Annotated in this window: 13 protein-coding genes and 1 pseudogene; 13 read left to right on the plus strand and 1 reads right to left on the minus strand. The window is 64.1% G+C overall.

The window, feature by feature from the left end; all coding sequences use genetic code 11:
- Positions 1-177 precede the first annotated feature (177 nt).
- The 4 genes and pseudogenes from NKH63_RS22980 to NKH63_RS22995 form a co-directional block, all read left to right on the plus strand.
- A complete protein-coding gene (locus tag NKH63_RS22980; protein WP_352918854.1) occupies positions 178-1,677 on the plus strand; it encodes a helicase HerA domain-containing protein in 1,500 nt (499 codons plus the stop codon).
- A gap of 352 nt (positions 1,678-2,029) precedes the next feature.
- Positions 2,030-2,731, plus strand: a complete 702-nt coding sequence (locus NKH63_RS22985) for a serine hydrolase (protein ID WP_352918856.1) — start codon at positions 2,030-2,032, stop codon at positions 2,729-2,731.
- Positions 2,731-3,183 carry a serine hydrolase gene (locus NKH63_RS22990; RefSeq protein ID WP_352918858.1) on the plus strand — a complete coding sequence of 151 codons (453 nt, stop codon included), beginning with the start codon at positions 2,731-2,733 and terminating at the stop codon, positions 3,181-3,183. The genes NKH63_RS22985 and NKH63_RS22990 overlap by 1 nt, the downstream gene beginning before the upstream one ends.
- A 266-nt stretch (positions 3,184-3,449) precedes the next feature.
- A pseudogene (locus NKH63_RS22995) lies at positions 3,450-3,926 on the plus strand (ATP-binding protein); the annotation flags it as partial.
- A 289-nt stretch (positions 3,927-4,215) separates the two neighbouring features.
- Here the strand turns inward: NKH63_RS22995 and NKH63_RS23000 are convergent.
- The gene (locus tag NKH63_RS23000) at positions 4,216-5,055 is read right to left on the minus strand and encodes a hypothetical protein (RefSeq protein ID WP_023718009.1); all 840 of its coding nucleotides are present in this window, start codon (positions 5,053-5,055) and stop codon (positions 4,216-4,218) included.
- A 457-nt stretch (positions 5,056-5,512) separates the two neighbouring features.
- Between NKH63_RS23000 and NKH63_RS23005 the strand changes: the two genes are divergently transcribed.
- The 9 genes from NKH63_RS23005 to NKH63_RS23045 all read left to right on the plus strand — a co-directional run.
- Entirely contained in the window at positions 5,513-6,112 is a 600-nt protein-coding gene (locus NKH63_RS23005; RefSeq protein WP_352483956.1) for an ANTAR domain-containing response regulator, read from the plus strand.
- Between the two features lie 2 nt (positions 6,113-6,114).
- On the plus strand, positions 6,115-7,353 hold the full coding sequence (locus NKH63_RS23010) for a CmpA/NrtA family ABC transporter substrate-binding protein (RefSeq protein ID WP_352483957.1): 1,239 nt from the start codon (positions 6,115-6,117) through the stop codon (positions 7,351-7,353).
- A 358-nt stretch (positions 7,354-7,711) separates the two neighbouring features.
- A complete protein-coding gene (locus NKH63_RS23015; RefSeq protein WP_352483958.1) occupies positions 7,712-9,028 on the plus strand; it encodes a CmpA/NrtA family ABC transporter substrate-binding protein in 1,317 nt (438 codons plus the stop codon).
- A 74-nt stretch (positions 9,029-9,102) separates the two neighbouring features.
- A complete protein-coding gene (gene ntrB, locus NKH63_RS23020) occupies positions 9,103-9,999 on the plus strand; it encodes a nitrate ABC transporter permease (RefSeq protein ID WP_352483959.1) in 897 nt (298 codons plus the stop codon).
- Between the two features lie 11 nt (positions 10,000-10,010).
- Positions 10,011-10,808 carry an ABC transporter ATP-binding protein gene (locus tag NKH63_RS23025; RefSeq protein ID WP_352918860.1) on the plus strand — a complete coding sequence of 266 codons (798 nt, stop codon included), beginning with the start codon at positions 10,011-10,013 and terminating at the stop codon, positions 10,806-10,808.
- Between the two features lie 544 nt (positions 10,809-11,352).
- Entirely contained in the window at positions 11,353-12,654 is a 1,302-nt protein-coding gene (locus tag NKH63_RS23030) for an MFS transporter (protein ID WP_352918862.1), read from the plus strand.
- 19 nt (positions 12,655-12,673) lie between these two features.
- Entirely contained in the window at positions 12,674-15,124 is a 2,451-nt protein-coding gene (gene nirB / locus NKH63_RS23035; protein ID WP_352918864.1) for a nitrite reductase large subunit NirB, read from the plus strand.
- Positions 15,125-15,190: 66 nt separating this feature from the next.
- Positions 15,191-15,520 carry a nitrite reductase small subunit NirD gene (nirD, locus tag NKH63_RS23040; RefSeq protein WP_352483963.1) on the plus strand — a complete coding sequence of 110 codons (330 nt, stop codon included), beginning with the start codon at positions 15,191-15,193 and terminating at the stop codon, positions 15,518-15,520.
- Between the two features lie 3 nt (positions 15,521-15,523).
- On the plus strand, positions 15,524-17,181 hold a 1,658-nt coding region (locus NKH63_RS23045), incomplete at its 3' end, for a molybdopterin-dependent oxidoreductase (protein ID WP_352918866.1).

Genomic DNA, 17,181 nt, shown 5'->3' on the forward strand with positions numbered 1-17,181 from the left:
AGCCGATGCGATGGACAAGAATCCACTCCTTAGCGGCAGTCTCGAATCGAAACGGTACGTTTCGTATCTTTGACCCTAGCAGCATCCAGCCTGTGCGCAACACGGAGCGCCGGCCATGGCGCGCTCGACGGGCTGTGATGCGGTTGATAAGCCCTCTCCCCAAGGAGAGTCGAAGATATGACCGTTGCGATCGAGATGGGCCAGACGAGCGCAGGCGCCCCGGCGGCGCTGGATCTTGAGGAACTGCTGGCGACGCGGCTTCTGGTGCAGGGCAATTCGGGTTCCGGCAAATCCCATCTGCTGCGCCGGCTCTTGGAGCAGAGTGCGCCCTGGGTACAGCAGACCATCATCGATCCCGAAGGCGACTTCGTCACGCTTGGCGACCGTTTCGGCCATCTGGTGATCGATGCCGAGGAGCATACCGAGCGCGGCCTGCAGAGCGCCGGCGAGCGGGCGCGCATCCACCGCGTCTCCACGGTGCTCAATCTCGAAGGGCTCGACGCCGAGAACCAGATGCGGCGCGCCGCCGCCTTTCTCGGCGGGCTGTTCGAGGTCGCCCGCGACCACTGGTATCCGATGCTGGTGGTGGTAGACGAGGCGCAGCTGTTCGCGCCGGCGGTTGCCGGCGAGGTTTCCGACGAGGCGCGCAAACTCTCGCTCGGCGCCATGACCAATTTGATGTGCCGTGGCCGCAAGCGCGGGCTGGCCGGCATCATCGCCACCCAGCGGCTGGCCAAGCTCGCCAAGAACGTCGCCGCCGAGGCTTCCAATTTCCTCATGGGCCGGACTTTTCTGGACATCGACATGGCGCGCGCCGCCGATCTTCTCGGCATGGAGCGGCGCCAGGCGGAGGCTTTTCGCGACCTCGAGCGCGGGCAATTCATGGCGCTCGGCCCGGCGCTGTCGCGCCGTCCGCTCGGCTTGCGCATCGGCCCGACCGATACAAGTCCGCGCAACGCGACCCCGCGCCTGATGCCGCTGCCGGAAGCTGGGTTGGAGGATGCCCGCGCCATCATCCTGGCGGCCCCGCCGCCCGAAACCATTCGGCCGCAGCGCCGCTCGTCGCCGGACCTGCTCGACCAGCTGATGGCGGCGAAATCGGCGGCACTGGAAATCCGCCCCGAACCGGTGGAGCCGCCGATCAGCGCCGAGGACTTGGCGGAGCGGCGCGAGCGCGTCGACCGGGTGCTGCGCGCCGTGCTGGCGCAGCCCGACGCCGGCTTCCGTGTCATCGGCGTGCTCTATCAGGAGTTCGTCGTCCGCTGCCGCATCGAGGGCCTCGCCTCGGTCGTGCCGGACCTGCCGGAGTTCCGCCGCATGCTGACGCGCGCCCGCGCCGGGCTCGGCTCCGATATGGCAGGCGACGACGCCTGGCAGGATGTCTCGGCGCGCGCCTTGCTGCTGCCCGAGGATATGCAAGGCGTGTTCATGATGATCGCCCGCGCCGCCAAGGAGGGCTGGCCCTGCCCGAGCGACGCGGCGATCGCCCGCGCCTACGGCTCGCACTCGCTGCGCCGCGCCCGGCGCCTGCTGACCTATATCGAGGAGCAGGGGCTGATCGTCTGCCAGCTTGACGGGGTTGGAAGGCGGACGGTGACGCTCGTGGAGCTGGCCTGGGCGACGGCGCCGGGCGATCCGAATGCGGTGGAGGCGGAGCAGCGGAGTGCGGTGGGGTGAGGCGGCGGCCGAGCGCGGTCTTCATCATACGACGACGATTGGCGCGACGCAGATCCGCTATTGTAAGTTGTTCGACGCTACAGCACTCCCTCCTGCCGACGGCGCTTTACATATCTTCTAAACTACCAGCGGGTCGGTTTGCCAATGAAGAGATCAGCCCCGATCAACTGACGAAGACAAGAAATACGGCAGGACTGTAGCGCAAATATCCGCCGAACCTACGCTACCTCCGCCGATTACCCCTTCGGTTCATTCTGTTGACATCTCCTGCTTCTGGAGAGATGGTAAGATACTACGCGGCGGCCCTTTTTCCGAAGATTTTATTCTGCAGCTTTATCAAAGGATTTTGGCAATGCGTTTGTCTCGATCGCGCCGACTTATGGCCATCGCTTTGACGGCAATCGCAGCCGTCACGCTTCCCTCTTATGGACATGCCGAGGACAAGCTGCTGACGGAAGCGGTGCAGTTCAACGGTACGATCCTGTATCTCTCCACCAAGGTGCCTGGCCTGATCTTCGGCGCCGTGCGCAACGGCGAGACGGCCTTGGCCGGTTTCGGCAAGATTGCCGACGGGAGTGAAAAAGTGCCCGACGGCGACACAATGTTCCGCATCGCGTCCGTGAGCAAAGTGTTCTGCGGCGGTGTGCTTTCCTCGCTGGCGATCGACGGCAAGGTACAACTCACCGACCGGCTGCAGGATCGCCTTGGCTGGGACGTCACGCTCCCGGAGAAGGACGGCCGCGCCCTCCGCCTGATCGATCTCGTCGCGCAAGCTTCCGGCCTTCCGCGGGAGGTGCCAGTGGCCGAGGCGCCCCCCTCAGACCCTTTCTCTACGAACACCAAAGAGGCGCAGATTGCCGCCCTCAAGGACAATCCGCTGCTGTTCGCGCCGGGCGCCGCCGTTCTCTATTCGAACTTCGGATACGACCTCCTCGGAGCGGCGCTCGCGAATGTCTCTGGAAAGCCTTATGCCGAGGTCCTTCGAGAGCGTGTCCTCGATCCCCTCGGCATGAAAGACACGGTTTTCAACCCAAGACCGGAGGACGAGCCCTGATGCAGGGCCATAACTTCGACGGCAGCCCCATGCCAATCGTGCCGACGAGCACAGCCATGGAGTGCGCCGGTGGATTGTACTCGACCGCGGACGACCTGCTGCGCTGGATGAACTGGCATGTCGACAACAAGCCTTCCGCGGCCGACGCCGAGTTGCGCCTTTTGAACCACGCGGCTTTTTTGTACCGGGACGGGCTCGCGTCGGTGATGGGGCTGGATGACGGCGGGCCGATGGACGCCATGGGTCTCGGATGGGTCATCATGCTCCCTAACGAGCATCGCCCGCTCATCCTCCAGAAGAGCGGCGGCCTGCAAGGGATGTTTCTCTATGTTGCGATTGCACCGACACGCGGCGTCGGCGCTTTCTTCGTCATGAACGAATTCAATGCCGCCGGCTTCATGGCTGGGGTCAAGACGACGAACGATCTCGTCGCAGAGATCGCTCCACGCTGATTTTCGCGCTGATCGGGAGGACGTGCGCGATGATTGGCGCTATGGAGGGACCTGACGGACGGTATATTTCCGGCAAGGCAAGCGCGACATCGGCTATTTCCGGCCGACCGCTTAGCCTCCTGAGGATGACCTTTGCCGGCTTCATCGCTGCTCACAGCCTGCTCATGCTGCGGCCAAGGTTCTGCCTCTCGCCTCTTCGGCATCCCGCTTTCGTAGCCGACCGCGAATGCCGCGCTGCTCGCAGTCCCGACACCATCAGCCGCCTCTTGGCGCAACCCGATGCCGGCTTCCGCGTCATCGGCGTGCTCTATCAGGAGTTCGTGGTCCGCTGCCGCATCGAGGGCCTCGCCGCGGTCGTGCCGGACCTGCCGGAGTTTCGCCGCATGCTGACCCGCGCCCGCGCCGGGCTCGGCTCCGACATGGCAGGCAACGACGCCTGGCAGGACGTCTCGGCGCGCGCCTCGCTGCTGCCCGAGGACATGCAAGGCGTGTTCATGATGATCGCCCGCGCCGCCAAGGAGGGCTGGCCCTGCCCAAGCGATGCCGCGATCGCCCGTGCCTACGGCTCGCACTCGCTACGCCGCGCCCGGCGCCTGCTGACCTACATCGAGGAGCAGGGGCTGATCGTGTGCCAGCTCGACGGGGTCGGGCGGCGGACGGTGACGCTGGTGGAGCTCGCCTGGGCGACGGCACCGGGCGATCCGAATGCGGCGGAGGCGGAGCAGGGGCGTGCCGTGGGGTGAAGCGGCGGGGCAGGCGCGCTGAGAAAGCGCCGCTGGATCAGGCCGGGGTGAAGTCTGCTTTGCGCCGCATTAACGTCATTCTCCATTCGAAGCGCTCAGGCCGGAAGCTGCCGTGCGGAAGGACGCCCAGTCATTGCCCGCAGCGGATAAGTTTGCAGCTGGACAATAATGGCCAGCCGGGGCGATCCCGGTATTTAGCGTTGCTTCGGCGAGTCAATACTGAGCCTGCGCTTACGCGTCATCCCTCTCGACAAGACCAACGGCTGGACGCGATCGAGCGCAGGCGGGTTCAGTTGGTGCTGGTTGTGGGGGTGAACCCGCACTGCTTCTGTTCCATATCGATCTGCTTCGTGATGCGGACGGCGTTCTGTGCGTAGGCCTCCGTCACGGAGCCACTATTCACGGTCTTGTCCTTCAGCGGACTCACGCCTGCGCAGAGGTGGAAAACATGCGGCTCGGTGGACTTCGCGGCTCCGTTTTCGGGCGCGATCCAGTAGACGACATCCTGACCGGCGGGGTGGCTCGCGTCCCGCGTCGCCGCCGCCACCGCGGCGGTGTCCGTCGCGATCGCCTGCGCCTGAGCGGCGACATCGGGCGAACAGGCGGTGGTGGGCTGCCCCGACTTGATCTGAGCTGCGCATGCGTTCATATCCTGGGTGTACTGTTCGACCGATGGGGGTTTGAAACTGATCCCCATGACCGTCGCGAGCACGGCCAGCGCAGCGCCGAGGCCGCCGGCAACCTTCTTGGTTTGCGGATCCATGTTTTTGTCGGTGAGGATCAGGAAAACCAGCGGAAGGAAGGCAATCAGCGTGATGATTGCGCCGAGCTGGTTTTGGAAGAAGAACCTGGCCGCGTCGGATGCACGGGCCGGATCGTGCCTGTTGGCCGCCTTCCACAGCAAGTTGCCGGCGATTGCGAAAATCGCGATGCCGACCAGAAGGCCGATGATCAGCGGCAGGTGTCCCTGGTCGAACTTGTTCTGGCGAAGCAGAATAACCCCGTAGATCTCGCCGCCAATGGCGACGATCCACGAGAGTGCGGCGAAAAGGCGAAGACGCGTGGCGGAGGACTTCTGGCCCTGCGTCGCTTGCCAATCCTTGGTAACGTCTGGCTTGTTGTCGGTCATCGACCAGATCCCCTGATATCGACACTTCTGCGGGCGGCAACCCGCCCTGCGTAGCGTCATTGAACGATCGTCACCTGCCTTAGCGACGCGGCGAAAATGTGAACGCCACGGCAGGCCTCCCCATCCATATTGCGCATGAGTGAATCCGTCCATACCCACGGAGGCAGACGCCTATGCCGCGATGGCTCCGTTCTTCTTAATCTCTGGCTCGACGTGACGCTGCCTTCCCTCGCTTGCCTCGCTTCCCTGGCGATCCGCCTCGTTGTCGCCGACGGCATAGAGAAGGCGGTCAAAGCCGGTGCGGCTCAAGGTGAAGGCCGGTGCCGAGCCCGCGACGTCAAGTTCGTCGCCACGGCCGTCGCGTCCAATGCCTCAGGCGGCGCCTGAACGCTGGCTTTGTTTGCGTGAATCTCGCCATGCCGCATTGCACAATCGCCTCGCCTGCGCAAAATGCGGCATGATCCGCAAATCCCTCACTGTCCTGGTGATCGATGAAAACCACATCCGCGCTTCGATAATCGAGGCAGGACTGCGGGAGGCCGGGCATCAGCAGGTCACGGTCATCCATGACGTCGCCGGCATAGCGCGGCGGATCGCCGAGATCGAACCCGACGTGATCGTCATCGACCTCGAAAATCCCAACCGCGACATGCTCGAAAACATGTTCCAGCTGTCGCGCGTGGTGAAGCGGCCGATCGCCATGTTCGTCGATCGCTCGGATCAGGCTTCGATCGAGGCAGCGGTGGAGGCGGGGGTCTCAGCCTATGTCGTCGACGGCCTGCGCCAGGAGCGGGTCAAGCCGATCCTCGACATGGCGATCAGCCGCTTTAACGCGTTTTCGCGCATGGCGCGCGAACTGGAGGAGGCCCGCAGCGAATTGGAAAGCCGCAAGGTGATCGATCGCGCCAAGGGCATATTGATGAAGTCGCGCGGCTTGTCGGAGGACGCGGCCTATACGCTGCTGCGCAAGACCGCCATGAACCAGAACCGCAAGATCGGCGAAATCGCCCAGAGCCTGGTGACGGCGGCAGGCCTTCTGGATCCCGAGGAGAGTTGACGATGGCGGCCGAGCACCGGATCAATGCTGGCTTCATGCCGCTCTTCGACAGCGCTGTCCTCGTTGCGGCAAAGGAAATCGGCTTCGCGCTGCGCGAAGGCATCGATCTGACGCTCAACCGGGAAACATCCTGGGCCAACATCCGTGACCGCATCGCCATCGGCCATTTCGATCTCGCGCATATGCTGGGGCCGATGCCGATCGCCTGCAATCTGGGGCTGACGCCGCTCGCCTCCGACACGGTCGTGCCGTTCTCGCTCGGCCTTGGCGGGAATTGCGTCACGGTTTCGAACGCGGTCTGGGCGGGCATGGCCGCGCACGGCGCCCGACCCGACCTCGATCCGGCGCGGGCCGGCAGGGCGTTGGGGGCGCTGATCCGCAAACGGGCGAATGCCGGCGGCGATCCGCTTCGCTTCGCCGTCGTCCATCCGCACTCCGGGCACAATTACGAACTGCGCTACTGGCTCGCCGCCTGCGGCATCGACCCGTCGCATGAGATCGAAATCGTCATCGTGCCGCCCCCCTTCATGGCGGACGCGCTCGCCGCCGGCAGGATCGACGGCTACTGCGTCGGCGAACCCTGGAACAGCGCCTCTGTCGTCGCCGGCACCGGCCATATCGCCACGGTCAAGGCGGCCATCTGGAAGACCAGCCCGGAGAAAGTCATCGGCGTGCGCAAGGCATGGGCGGAAAAACAGCCGGACGCGCTTTCGGCCCTGCTGCGCGCGCTGCATCATGCGGCGCGCTGGTGCCAGGATCCGGCAAACCGCGGCGAACTCACGGCCCTGATGGCGCAGCCGGCCCTCCTCGGCCTCGCGCCAGCGCTGCAGATGCCAATCCTCAGCGGTCATCTTGCGCTCGGCGGCGGCGCCGAACTGAGCGTCGGCGACTTCTTTCTGCCCTTCGACAAGGCGGCAAACTTCCCGTGGAAGAGCCATGCGCTGTGGTTCTACACGCAGATGGTGCGCTGGGGGCATGTCGCGCACACGCCGGAAAACCTCGCTGTTGCCCGCGACTGCTACCGCCCCGATCTCTACCGCTCGGCGTTGAAGCCGCTTGGCGTGGCGCTTCCCGGTGCTAATGCCAAGGTCGAGGGCGCGCTGAAGGCCGCGACTCCAGTTGGTTCGGCGGGGGCAAGCCTGGTGCTCGGTCCCGACGGGTTCTTCGATGGCCAGATCTTCGATCCCGACGAGATCGACGCCTACATTGCCGGCCAGAAATTGGCGCGCGCCGAAGCCTGATCATTTCCGCGCCATTCTTGTGCACTGCACAAAAAATGTGCGTGCAACTGCGCTAATGAACAATCCTTAGCTTCCGCGCCCAGCGGGCCGGCGCGCCGACGATTGTGGTATGTCATTGATCTCATTGATGTTTGCCATCCATTCCGAAAACTGGCACGGTTCCTGCAATGCAATAGGCAGACTCTTCTCGGGGTCACGGAATACGCGTCCAATGGCGGGCGCTACAGGCAAAGCTGCCGCTCAGGTCAACACGCGATCCCGGATGACGGACGCGCGCGGCCTGGCTGGCGGCTTTTTGTTTTGGTCGAACACGCAATCGACGGCGCCGATCCCAAGCCGCGCCCAACCGGAGATGACGATGACGAAACGCACCAATAGCCATTCCGCCCAACCGGCGATCAGCCGCCGCGATTTCCTGAGGATCAGCGCGGCCACCGCGGCAACGCTGGCGGCGGCGCGTGCGCTGCTGCCCTCCGGGGCCTATGCGGCACCCGCCGCGCCGGAAGTCACCGGCGCCAAGCTCGGCTTCATTGCGCTGACCGATGCGGCACCGCTGATGATTGCCAAGGAAAAAGGCCTGTTCGAGAAATTCGGCATGCCCGATGTCGAGGTGCTCAAGCAGGCCTCGTGGGGCGCAACGCGCGACAATCTGGTGCTCGGCGGCGAAGCCAACGGCATTGACGGTGCCCATATCCTGACGCCGATGCCCTATTTGATGCACACCGGCAAGGTGACGCAGAACAAACAGCCGCTGCCGATGGCGATCGTGGCCCGGCTCAACTACGACTGCCAGGGCATTTCCGTCGCCCAGGAATATGCCGCCACCGGCGTCGGCCTCGATGCCTCAAAGCTGAAGGAAGCCTTCGCCGCCAAGAAGGCCGCGGGCAAGGAGGTCAAGGCCGCCATGACCTTCCCGGGCGGAACGCACGACCTCTGGCTGCGCTACTGGCTGGCTGCCGGCGGCATCGATCCCGACAAGGATGTCTCGACCATCGTCGTGCCGCCGCCGCAGATGGTCGCCAACATGAAGGTCGGCAACATGGATGTGTTCTGCGTCGGCGAGCCATGGAACGAGCAGCTCGTCCATCAGGGCGTCGGCTTCACCGCCGCCACCACCGGCGAACTGTGGAAGGGCCATCCGGAAAAGGCGCTCGGCCTGCGCGCCGCCTTCATCGACAAATATCCGAACGCCACCAAGGCGATCCTGATGGCCGTGATGGAGGCCCAGCAATGGTGCGAGGCAAAAGAAAACAAGGACGAGATGGCCGCCATCATCGGCAAGCGGCAGTGGATGAACGTGCCGACCGCCGACATCATCGGCCGCCTCAAGGGCGACATCAACTACGGCAATGGCCGCGTCGCCAACGGCACCGATCTCTACATGAAGTTCTGGCAGGGCGGCGTGTCCTATCCCTTCAAGAGCCACGACAGCTGGTTCCTCGCCGAGAACATCCGCTGGGGCAAGTTCGCGCCGACCACCGACATCAAAGCACTGGTCGGCCAGGTCAACCGTGAGGATCTGTGGCGCGAGGCGGCCAAGGATCTTGGTGTCGCCGCGGCCGATATTCCGGCGTCTTCGTCGCGCGGCACCGAAACCTTCTTCGACGGCAAGATCTTCGATCCGGAGAAACCGTCGGCCTATCTCGACAGCCTGAAGATCAAGGCGTCGGCCTGAGCCCGACATAGATGCGCGACAGTGCGTTGGCAACGCCGCCCGTTGTGCATGTGCTGCCAAGGAGTTTTCGAGAAATGTCTATCCAAGCCATCGAGGACAGCAAGGTGAAGCCGTTCCCCGCGCCGGCCAAGCCCGCCGAGGTCATCGCTTTCACCGCCAGGGCGCGGCGCCGCTTCGACCCGGCCGCGATCGCCGGCAAGCTGGCCAGCACGCTGGTGCCGCCGGTCATTGTCATCACCATCATGCTCGTCGTCTGGCAGGTCGCCTGTTCGTCGCCCACAGCCAGCCTGCCACCGCCAAGCCAGGTGTGGAACGAGGCCTATGACCTGATCGCCCATCCGTTCTTCGACAACGGCCCGCAGGATATCGGGCTCGCCTGGCGGGTGCTGATCTCGCTGCAGCGCGTCGCCGTCGGCTTCGGCCTTGCGGCGATCGTCGGCGTTGCGCTCGGCGCGCTTGTCGGTCAGTCGATCTGGGCGATGCGCGGCCTCGATCCGGTGTTCCAGATCCTGCGCACGGTGCCGCCGCTCGCCTGGCTGCCGCTGTCGCTGGCGGCGTTCCGCGATTCCAGCCCGTCGGCGATCTTCGTCATCTTCATCACCTCGATCTGGCCCATCATCATCAACACCGCGGTCGGCGTCCGCAACATCCCTGAGGACTACCGCAACGTCTCCCGCATCCTCAGGCTCAACCAGTTCGAATTCTTCGTGAAGATCATGGTGCCGGCAGCTGCACCTTACATTTTCACCGGCCTGCGCATCGGCATCGGTCTGTCCTGGCTCGCCATCGTCGCCGCCGAAATGCTGACCGGCGGCGTCGGCATCGGCTTCTTCATCTGGGACGCGTGGAACTCATCGCGGCTGCCCGACATCATCGTCGCGCTCGCCTATATCGGCGTCACCGGCTTCTGCCTCGACCGCCTGGTCGCGGCGGTCGGCGTCTTCGTCACCCGCGGCACAACGGCAAAGTGAGGAGAGGGACGATGACGGCCTATCTGAAACTCGACCACATCGACAAATCCTTCGCCCGCGGCAGCCAGGTCAGCGACGTGCTGAAGGACATCCGGCTGACCATCGACAAAGGTGAATTCGTCTCGATCATCGGCCATTCAGGCTGCGGCAAGTCGACCTTGCTCAACCTGATCGCTGGCCTGACCAAGGTCTCGGCCGGCGCCGTGCTGCTCGAGGACACGGAAGTCGACAGCCCTGGCCCGGAACGCGCCGTGGTGTTCCAGAATCACTCGCTGCTGCCCTGGCTCACCGTCTACGAGAACATCAATTTGGCAGTCACGAAGGTCTTTGGCCGGAGCAAGAGCCGGGCCCAGCGGCATGAATGGATCATGCGCAATCTCGATCTCGTGCAGATGGCGCATGCCAAGGACAAACGTCCGGCCGAGATTTCGGGTGGCATGAAGCAGCGCGTCGGCATCGCCCGGGCGCTGGCCATGGAGCCGAAGATCCTGCTGCTCGACGAGCCCTTCGGCGCGCTCGACGCGCTGACGCGCGCCCATCTTCAGGACGCGGTGATGGATATCCATTCGAGGCTCGGCTCGACGACCGTCATGATCACCCACGATGTCGACGAGGCGGTGCTGTTGTCCGATCGCATCGTCATGATGACCAACGGCCCGGCGGCCACCATCGGCGAGGTTCTTCCCGTGCCGCTGGCCCGGCCGCGTCGGCGCATCGAGCTTTCCTCCGACCGCACCTTCCTGCGCTGCCGCGAGGCGGTGCTGAAATTCCTCTACGAACGCCACCGCTTCGTCGAAGCCGCGGAGTAAGGCAATAACCGGAAAACTCGTCATCATCATTGGCAATCTGCATCGGCAATGGGCAATCTACCGCATTGCACAAATATTATGCTGCTGTGCAAGGCATTCTGACTAATCTTTGATCCGCTGCCGAGCTTGGTCAAAAGTCGCGCGGCTGCGGTTCACATTGGTTTCATTCGATAATTCAGAGCGCTGTCGAATTGGCACGCTTCCTGCTTTTCAACATGTAGGTCCGCAAGGGCCAAGTGACACGGCGTCCAATGGCGGGCGCCACAGGCAAAGCTGCCGCTCAGGTCCACACGCGCTCCCGGAACCCCGGACGCGAAGACCTGGCCGGCGGCTTTTTTGTTTTGACGCAATCGACGGCGCTGGTCCCAAGCGCCCAACCGGAGACGACGATGATGAAACGGATCGGAACTGGCGCGTCCCTCGCGGACTTCACGCGCCGCGATTTTCTGGCCGTCAGCGCGCTGAGGGCGATGCCGCGCCGCTGACAGTCGCGAACGAACAGCACAAGGGCGGTGCTTCCCACGCCGCAAACCGGAGCCAGAAAATGACCGCAAATCTCCCAGCCGCGCCCAGCCAGGACAGTGCTCCCCGGCAGGCGCTTGTCATGTCCACCATCGCCTTCACCGTCTGCTTCGCGGTGTGGACGATCTTTTCAATCATCGGCGTGCGCATAAAGCAGGAGCTGGGGCTGAACGAGACGGAGTTCGGCCTGCTCGTCGGCACGCCGATCCTCACCGGCTCGCTCGTGCGTATGGTGCTCGGTGTCTGGACCGACCGTTTTGGCGGACGGCTGGTATACACCGCGACCATGCTTGCGGCGGCGGTCGCGACCTTTCTGCTCGCTTTTGCGCACACCTACGGGCAGATGCTGGTCGCTGCGCTGGGCGTCGGGCTCGCTGGCGGTTCCTTCGCCGTCGGTGTCGCCTATGTCTCGCGCTTCTTCCCGGCCGGCAAGCAGGGCACGGCGCTTGGCATTTTCGGTGTCGGCAATGTCGGCGCCGCGGTCACCAAGTTCCTGGCACCGTTCGTGCTTCTCTCCTGGGGCTGGCAGTCGGTCGCGCTGATCTGGGCGGCAGCACTCGTCGTCATGGCCGCCGTCTTCTGGTTCACGACCGGCGACGATCCGGTCATCCGCGAGCGCCGCGCCGGCAAGGCAGCGCCCGCGAGAAGCTTCTTGCAGGAATTCGCGCCGCTCAAGAACCTGCAGGTCTGGCGCTTCGCCTTCTATTATTTCTTCGTCTTCGGTGCATTCGTGGCGCTCTCGCTGTGGCTGCCCCGCTACCTGATCGGCGTCTACGGCTTCGGGCTTGCGACCGCCGGTATGATCGGCGCGGCCTATTCAATTCCGGCAAGTATTTTCCGCGCCTATGGCGGCGTGCTTTCCGACCGGATCGGCGCCCGCACCGTGCTCTACTGGACCTTCGCTGTCAGTGCCGCTGCGACTCTCGTTCTGTCTCTCCCCTCGGCAGACTACGTCGTGCGCGGTGTCAGCGGGCCGATCGCCTTCCATTTCGAGGTCGGCCCGCTCGCCTTCATAGCCGTTGCCTGTGTGCTCGGCTTCTTCATGAGCCTTGGCAAGGCTGCCGTCTACAAGCACATCCCGGCTTACTATCCGCAGAGTGTCGGCGCGGTCGGCGGCGTTGTCGGCATGATTGGCGGGCTCGGCGGCTTTATCCTGCCAATCGTCTTCGGCGCGCTCAACGACCTCACCGGCGTCTGGTCGAGCTGCTTCATGCTGCTCTTCGTCATCGTCGCTACCTGCTTTGCCTGGATGCATTTTTCCATCAGGCGGATGGAGCGCACGGCGTCTGACGAAGCTTCAGGCCTTTCCTACGCGGCTGAGTGAGACCGGAGTGGATCAGGACATGACCGAGAAACTCGTTATCATTGGCAACGGCATGGCCCCCGGGCGCATGCTGGAGCACCTCCTGGAAAAGGCGCCTGGGCGCTACCAGGTCACCATCTTCAACGCCGAGCCGCGCGTGAACTACGACCGCATCATGCTGTCGCCGGTTCTGTCGGGCGAAAAGGCCTATGAAGAGATCATCATCCATGGCGACGGCTGGTACATCAAGCACGGCATCACCCTCTACAAGGGCCACAAGATCGTCGCCATCGACCGGCAGGCAAAGACCGTCACCTCCGATCATGGCGTGACCGAGCCCTATGACAAACTCGTCATCGCCACCGGCTCGGTGCCGTTTATCATTCCGGTGCCGGGCCATGACCTGCCGGGCGTGCTCACGTATCGCGATCTGGACGACGTCCGGGCCATGATGCTTGCCGCCCAGTCGCGGGCCAAGGCTGTGGTCATTGGCGGCGGCCTGCTCGGGCTCGAGGCAGCAGCGGGCTTAAATGCGCAAGGCATGGACGTCACCGTGCTGCATGTCATGCCGACGCTGATGGAGCGTCAGCTCGATCCGGCCGCCGGATATCTCCTGCAGCGCGCCGTCGAGCAGCGCGGCATCAAGGTCATCACCAAGGCCAACACCCAGGCGATCACCGGCAACGGCAAGGTCGAGCGGGTGGAGCTTGCCGACGGCACTGTCATTCCCGCAACGCTCGTCGTCATGGCCGTGGGCATCAGGCCGAACGCGGTCCTGGCGAAGGAAGCCGGCATTGCCGTCAATCGCGGCATTGTCGTCGACGCCGGCATGCGCAGCAACGATCCCGACATCTATGCAATCGGCGAATGCGCCGAGGTCAACGGCCAGGTCTACGGGCTGGTCGCGCCGCTCTACGAGATGGCGCGCGTCGCCGCCAGCCATCTGGCCGGCAATGAGGCAGCGGCTTTCGTCCACATGGACACGCCGACCAAGCTCAAGGTCACCGGCATCGAACTGTTCTCGCTCGGCGACTTCGCCGAGGGCGATGACCGCCAGGAGATCGTGCTGCGCGATGCGGCGGCCGGCGTCTACAAGCGCCTGGTGCTCAAGGACGACCGCATCATCGGCACAGTGCTCTACGGCGAGACGGCCGACGGCGCCTGGTTCAACGACCTCAAGAAGAAGCAGACCGATATATCCGAGATGCGCGATACGCTCATCTTCGGCCAGTCCTACCAGGGAGGCGCCCCCCTGGACCCTATGGCGGCCGTTGCAGCCTTGCCGGATGATGCGGAAATCTGCGGTTGCAACGGCGTATGCAAGGGAAAGATCACCGGCGCGATCACGGCCAAGGGCCTGACCTCGCTCGACGACGTGCGCGCGCACACCAAGGCGTCTGCCTCCTGCGGCTCGTGCACCGGACTGGTCGAGAAGTTGATGGTGCTGACCATCGGCGACAAATACAACCCCGCGGCGGTCCAGCCGATGTGCAGTTGCACCGCGCTTGGTCATGACGAGGTCCGCCGGCTGATCAAGGCCAAGGGCCTGAAGACCATTCCCGCCGTCATGCAGGAGTTGGAATGGAAGACCTCCTGCGGCTGCGCCAAATGCCGGCCGGCGCTAAACTATTATCTCGTCTGCGACTGGCCCGACGAATACGCCGACGACTACCAGTCGCGCTTCATCAACGAGCGCGTTCACGCCAACATCCAGAAGGACGGCACCTATTCGGTGGTGCCGCGCATGTGGGGCGGCGTCACCAACGCCGCCGAATTGCGCGCCATCGCCGACGTCGTCGACAAGTTCGAGATCCCGATGGTCAAGGTCACCGGCGGCCAGCGCATCGACATGCTCGGCATCCGCAAGGAAGACCTGCCGGCGGTGTGGGCCGATCTCGGCCAGGCTGGCTTCGTCTCCGGCCACGCCTATGCCAAGGGGCTGCGCACCGTAAAGACCTGCGTCGGTTCCGACTGGTGCCGCTTCGGCACGCAGGACTCGACCGGTTTGGGCATCCGTATCGAAAAATTCATGTGGGGCTCGTGGACCCCTGCCAAGGTCAAGATGGCGGTATCGGGCTGTCCGCGAAACTGTGCCGAGGCGACCTGCAAGGATGTCGGCGTGATCTGCGTCGATAGCGGCTACGAGATCCATTTCGCCGGCGCCGCCGGGCTCGACATCAAGGGCACCGAAGTGCTCGGCCTGGTCAAGACCGACGACGAGGCGCTGGAGCATATCGTGGCGTTGACGCAGATGTATCGCGAGCAGGGCCGCTATCTCGAGCGTATCTACAAATGGGCCAAGCGCGTCGGCATCGCCGAGATCAAGCGCCAGATCATGGACGATGGCGAGAAGCGCAAGGCCTATTTCGCGCGCTTCGTCTTCTCGCAGAAATTCGCCCAGGTCGACCCGTGGTCGGAACGTGCTTCCGGCAAGGACAAGCATGAATTCCGGCCGATGGCTTCGGTCGGCTTTGCGCAGGCGGCGGAGTAGGCGCGTGTTCCCGAAAAGTGGAATGCGGTTTCCGGACAAGAACACGCGCAAAAGAGGAATAGCCACATGAATTGGGTATCCATCGGCACGCTCTCGGACATTCCGCGTCGCGGTGCGCGCTGCGTCGCCACACCCGAAGGAAAGATCGCCGTCTTTCGCACGGCCGACGATCAAGTCTTCGCCATCGACGACCATTGCCCGCACAAGGGTGGGCCACTCAGCCAGGGCATCGTCCATGGCACGGCGGTGACCTGTCCTTTGCACAATTGGGTGATCTCGCTCGAGACAGGCAAGGCGCTCGGCGCCGACGAGGGCGTGGTGCGCACCATTCCGGTGCGGATCGACGGCGAGCGGCTGTTCATTGCGCTGGAAGCGCTGGCCAGCCGCGCGGCGTGAACCATGCAGATTGATGAAGCGCGCGAGGTGAGGACCACCTGCCCCTACTGCGGGGTGGGTTGCGGCGTGCTGGCGAAGGTCGCCGCGGACGGTGAAATAACCGTTCGTGGCGACCCGGACCACCCGGCGAATTTCGGCCGCCTCTGCTCCAAAGGCTCCGCACTGGCCGAGACCATCGATCTCGACGGCAGGCTGCTTCATCCGGAAATCCACGGTCGCCGTACCGACTGGGACCAAGCGCTCAATCTAGTCGCTTCGACCTTCTCGCAAACCATTGCCGAACACGGCCCCGATTCGGTCGCCTTTTATGTTTCCGGCCAGTTGCTGACCGAGGACTACTACGTCGCCAACAAGCTGATGAAGGGGTTTGTCGGCTCGGCCAATATCGACACCAATTCGCGCCTGTGCATGGCCTCGTCGGTCGCCGGCCACCGCCGCGCCTTTGGCTCGGACACGGTTCCGGGAAATTACGAGGATCTGGAACTTGCCGACCTGATCGTGCTCGTCGGCTCCAATCTCGCCTGGTGCCATCCGGTGCTCTATCAGCGCATTGCCGCTGCCCGGGAAAAGCGGCCCGAGATGAAGGTGGTGCTGATCGACCCACGCCGCACCATGACATCGGATATCGCTGACATGCATCTGGCGATCGCGCCCGATGGCGACGTCGCTTTGTTCACAGGGCTGCTCGCCTATCTCGGCCAGCATAACGCGCTGGACCGTACCTATATCACGGCGCACACGACCGGATTCGGGCAAGCGCTTTTCGCTGCCTCGGCGCTCGACCTTGCCGGCATCGCGGCTGCCACGGGTCTCAGTGAGGACGAACTGTCCCGCTTCTACAGCCTGTTTGCCGCGACGGCGAAGACGGTGACCGTCTACAGCCAGGGCGTAAACCAGTCGTCTTCGGGCACCGACAAGGTCAACGCCATCATCAACTGCCATCTCGCCACCGGCCGCATCGGCAAGCCCGGCGCCGGGCCGTTTTCGGTGACCGGCCAGCCCAATGCTATGGGCGGCCGCGAGGTCGGCGGCATGGCCAACATGCTGGCCGCCCACATGGAGATCGAAAACCCCGAGCACCGCAACCGCGTGCAGCGCTTCTGGAACGCGCCGACCGTCGTCGAAAAGCCCGGCCTGAAAGCGGTCGAGATGTTCCAAGCGGTGGCCGACGGACGCATCAAGGCGCTGTGGATCATGGCGACCAATCCGGTCGATTCGATGCCGGACGCCGATACCATCGAGGCGGCGATCAAGGCTTGCCCGTTTGTCGTTGTCTCGGACGTGCTGGGCGAGACCGACACGGTCCGCCATGCTCAGGTCCGGCTGCCGGCGGCGGCATGGGGCGAGAAGGACGGCACCGTCACCAATTCGGAGCGCCGCATCTCGCGCCAGCGGGCTTTTTTGGCCACGCCCGGCGAGGCAAGGCCAGATTGGTGGATCATCGCTGAAGTCGCCAGGCGGATGGGGTTTGCCGAAGCTTTTTCGCATGTGTCGGCGGCCGACATCTTCGCCGAGCATGCGGCGTTGTCGGGTTTCGAGAATGACGGCGCGCGCGATTTTGATATAGGCGCGTATGGCGCGATTGATTCAGGGACCTTTGAGAAATTGGCGCCATTCCAATGGCCAGCGCCGAGCCAAGGCACCCCCCTCTGGCCTGCCGG

The sequence above is a fragment of the Mesorhizobium sp. M0960 genome (assembly GCF_040319055.1).
Classification (GTDB): Bacteria; Pseudomonadota; Alphaproteobacteria; order Rhizobiales; family Rhizobiaceae; genus Mesorhizobium.

Coding starts and splice junctions, on each gene's coding strand:
- NKH63_RS23030 (WP_352918862.1), top strand. CDS start 11,353: ATGACCGCAAATCTCCCAGCCGCGCCCAGCCAGGACAGTGCTCCCCGG.
- NKH63_RS23010 (WP_352483957.1), top strand. CDS start 6,115: ATGGCGGCCGAGCACCGGATCAATGCTGGCTTCATGCCGCTCTTCGAC.
- NKH63_RS23005 (WP_352483956.1), top strand. CDS start 5,513: ATGATCCGCAAATCCCTCACTGTCCTGGTGATCGATGAAAACCACATC.
- NKH63_RS23000 (WP_023718009.1), bottom strand. CDS start 5,055: ATGACCGACAACAAGCCAGACGTTACCAAGGATTGGCAAGCGACGCAG.
- ntrB (WP_352483959.1), top strand. CDS start 9,103: ATGTCTATCCAAGCCATCGAGGACAGCAAGGTGAAGCCGTTCCCCGCG.
- NKH63_RS22985 (WP_352918856.1), top strand. CDS start 2,030: ATGCGTTTGTCTCGATCGCGCCGACTTATGGCCATCGCTTTGACGGCA.
- NKH63_RS22990 (WP_352918858.1), top strand. CDS start 2,731: ATGCAGGGCCATAACTTCGACGGCAGCCCCATGCCAATCGTGCCGACG.
- nirB (WP_352918864.1), top strand. CDS start 12,674: ATGACCGAGAAACTCGTTATCATTGGCAACGGCATGGCCCCCGGGCGC.
- NKH63_RS23025 (WP_352918860.1), top strand. CDS start 10,011: ATGACGGCCTATCTGAAACTCGACCACATCGACAAATCCTTCGCCCGC.
- NKH63_RS23015 (WP_352483958.1), top strand. CDS start 7,712: ATGACGAAACGCACCAATAGCCATTCCGCCCAACCGGCGATCAGCCGC.
- NKH63_RS22980 (WP_352918854.1), top strand. CDS start 178: ATGACCGTTGCGATCGAGATGGGCCAGACGAGCGCAGGCGCCCCGGCG.
- nirD (WP_352483963.1), top strand. CDS start 15,191: ATGAATTGGGTATCCATCGGCACGCTCTCGGACATTCCGCGTCGCGGT.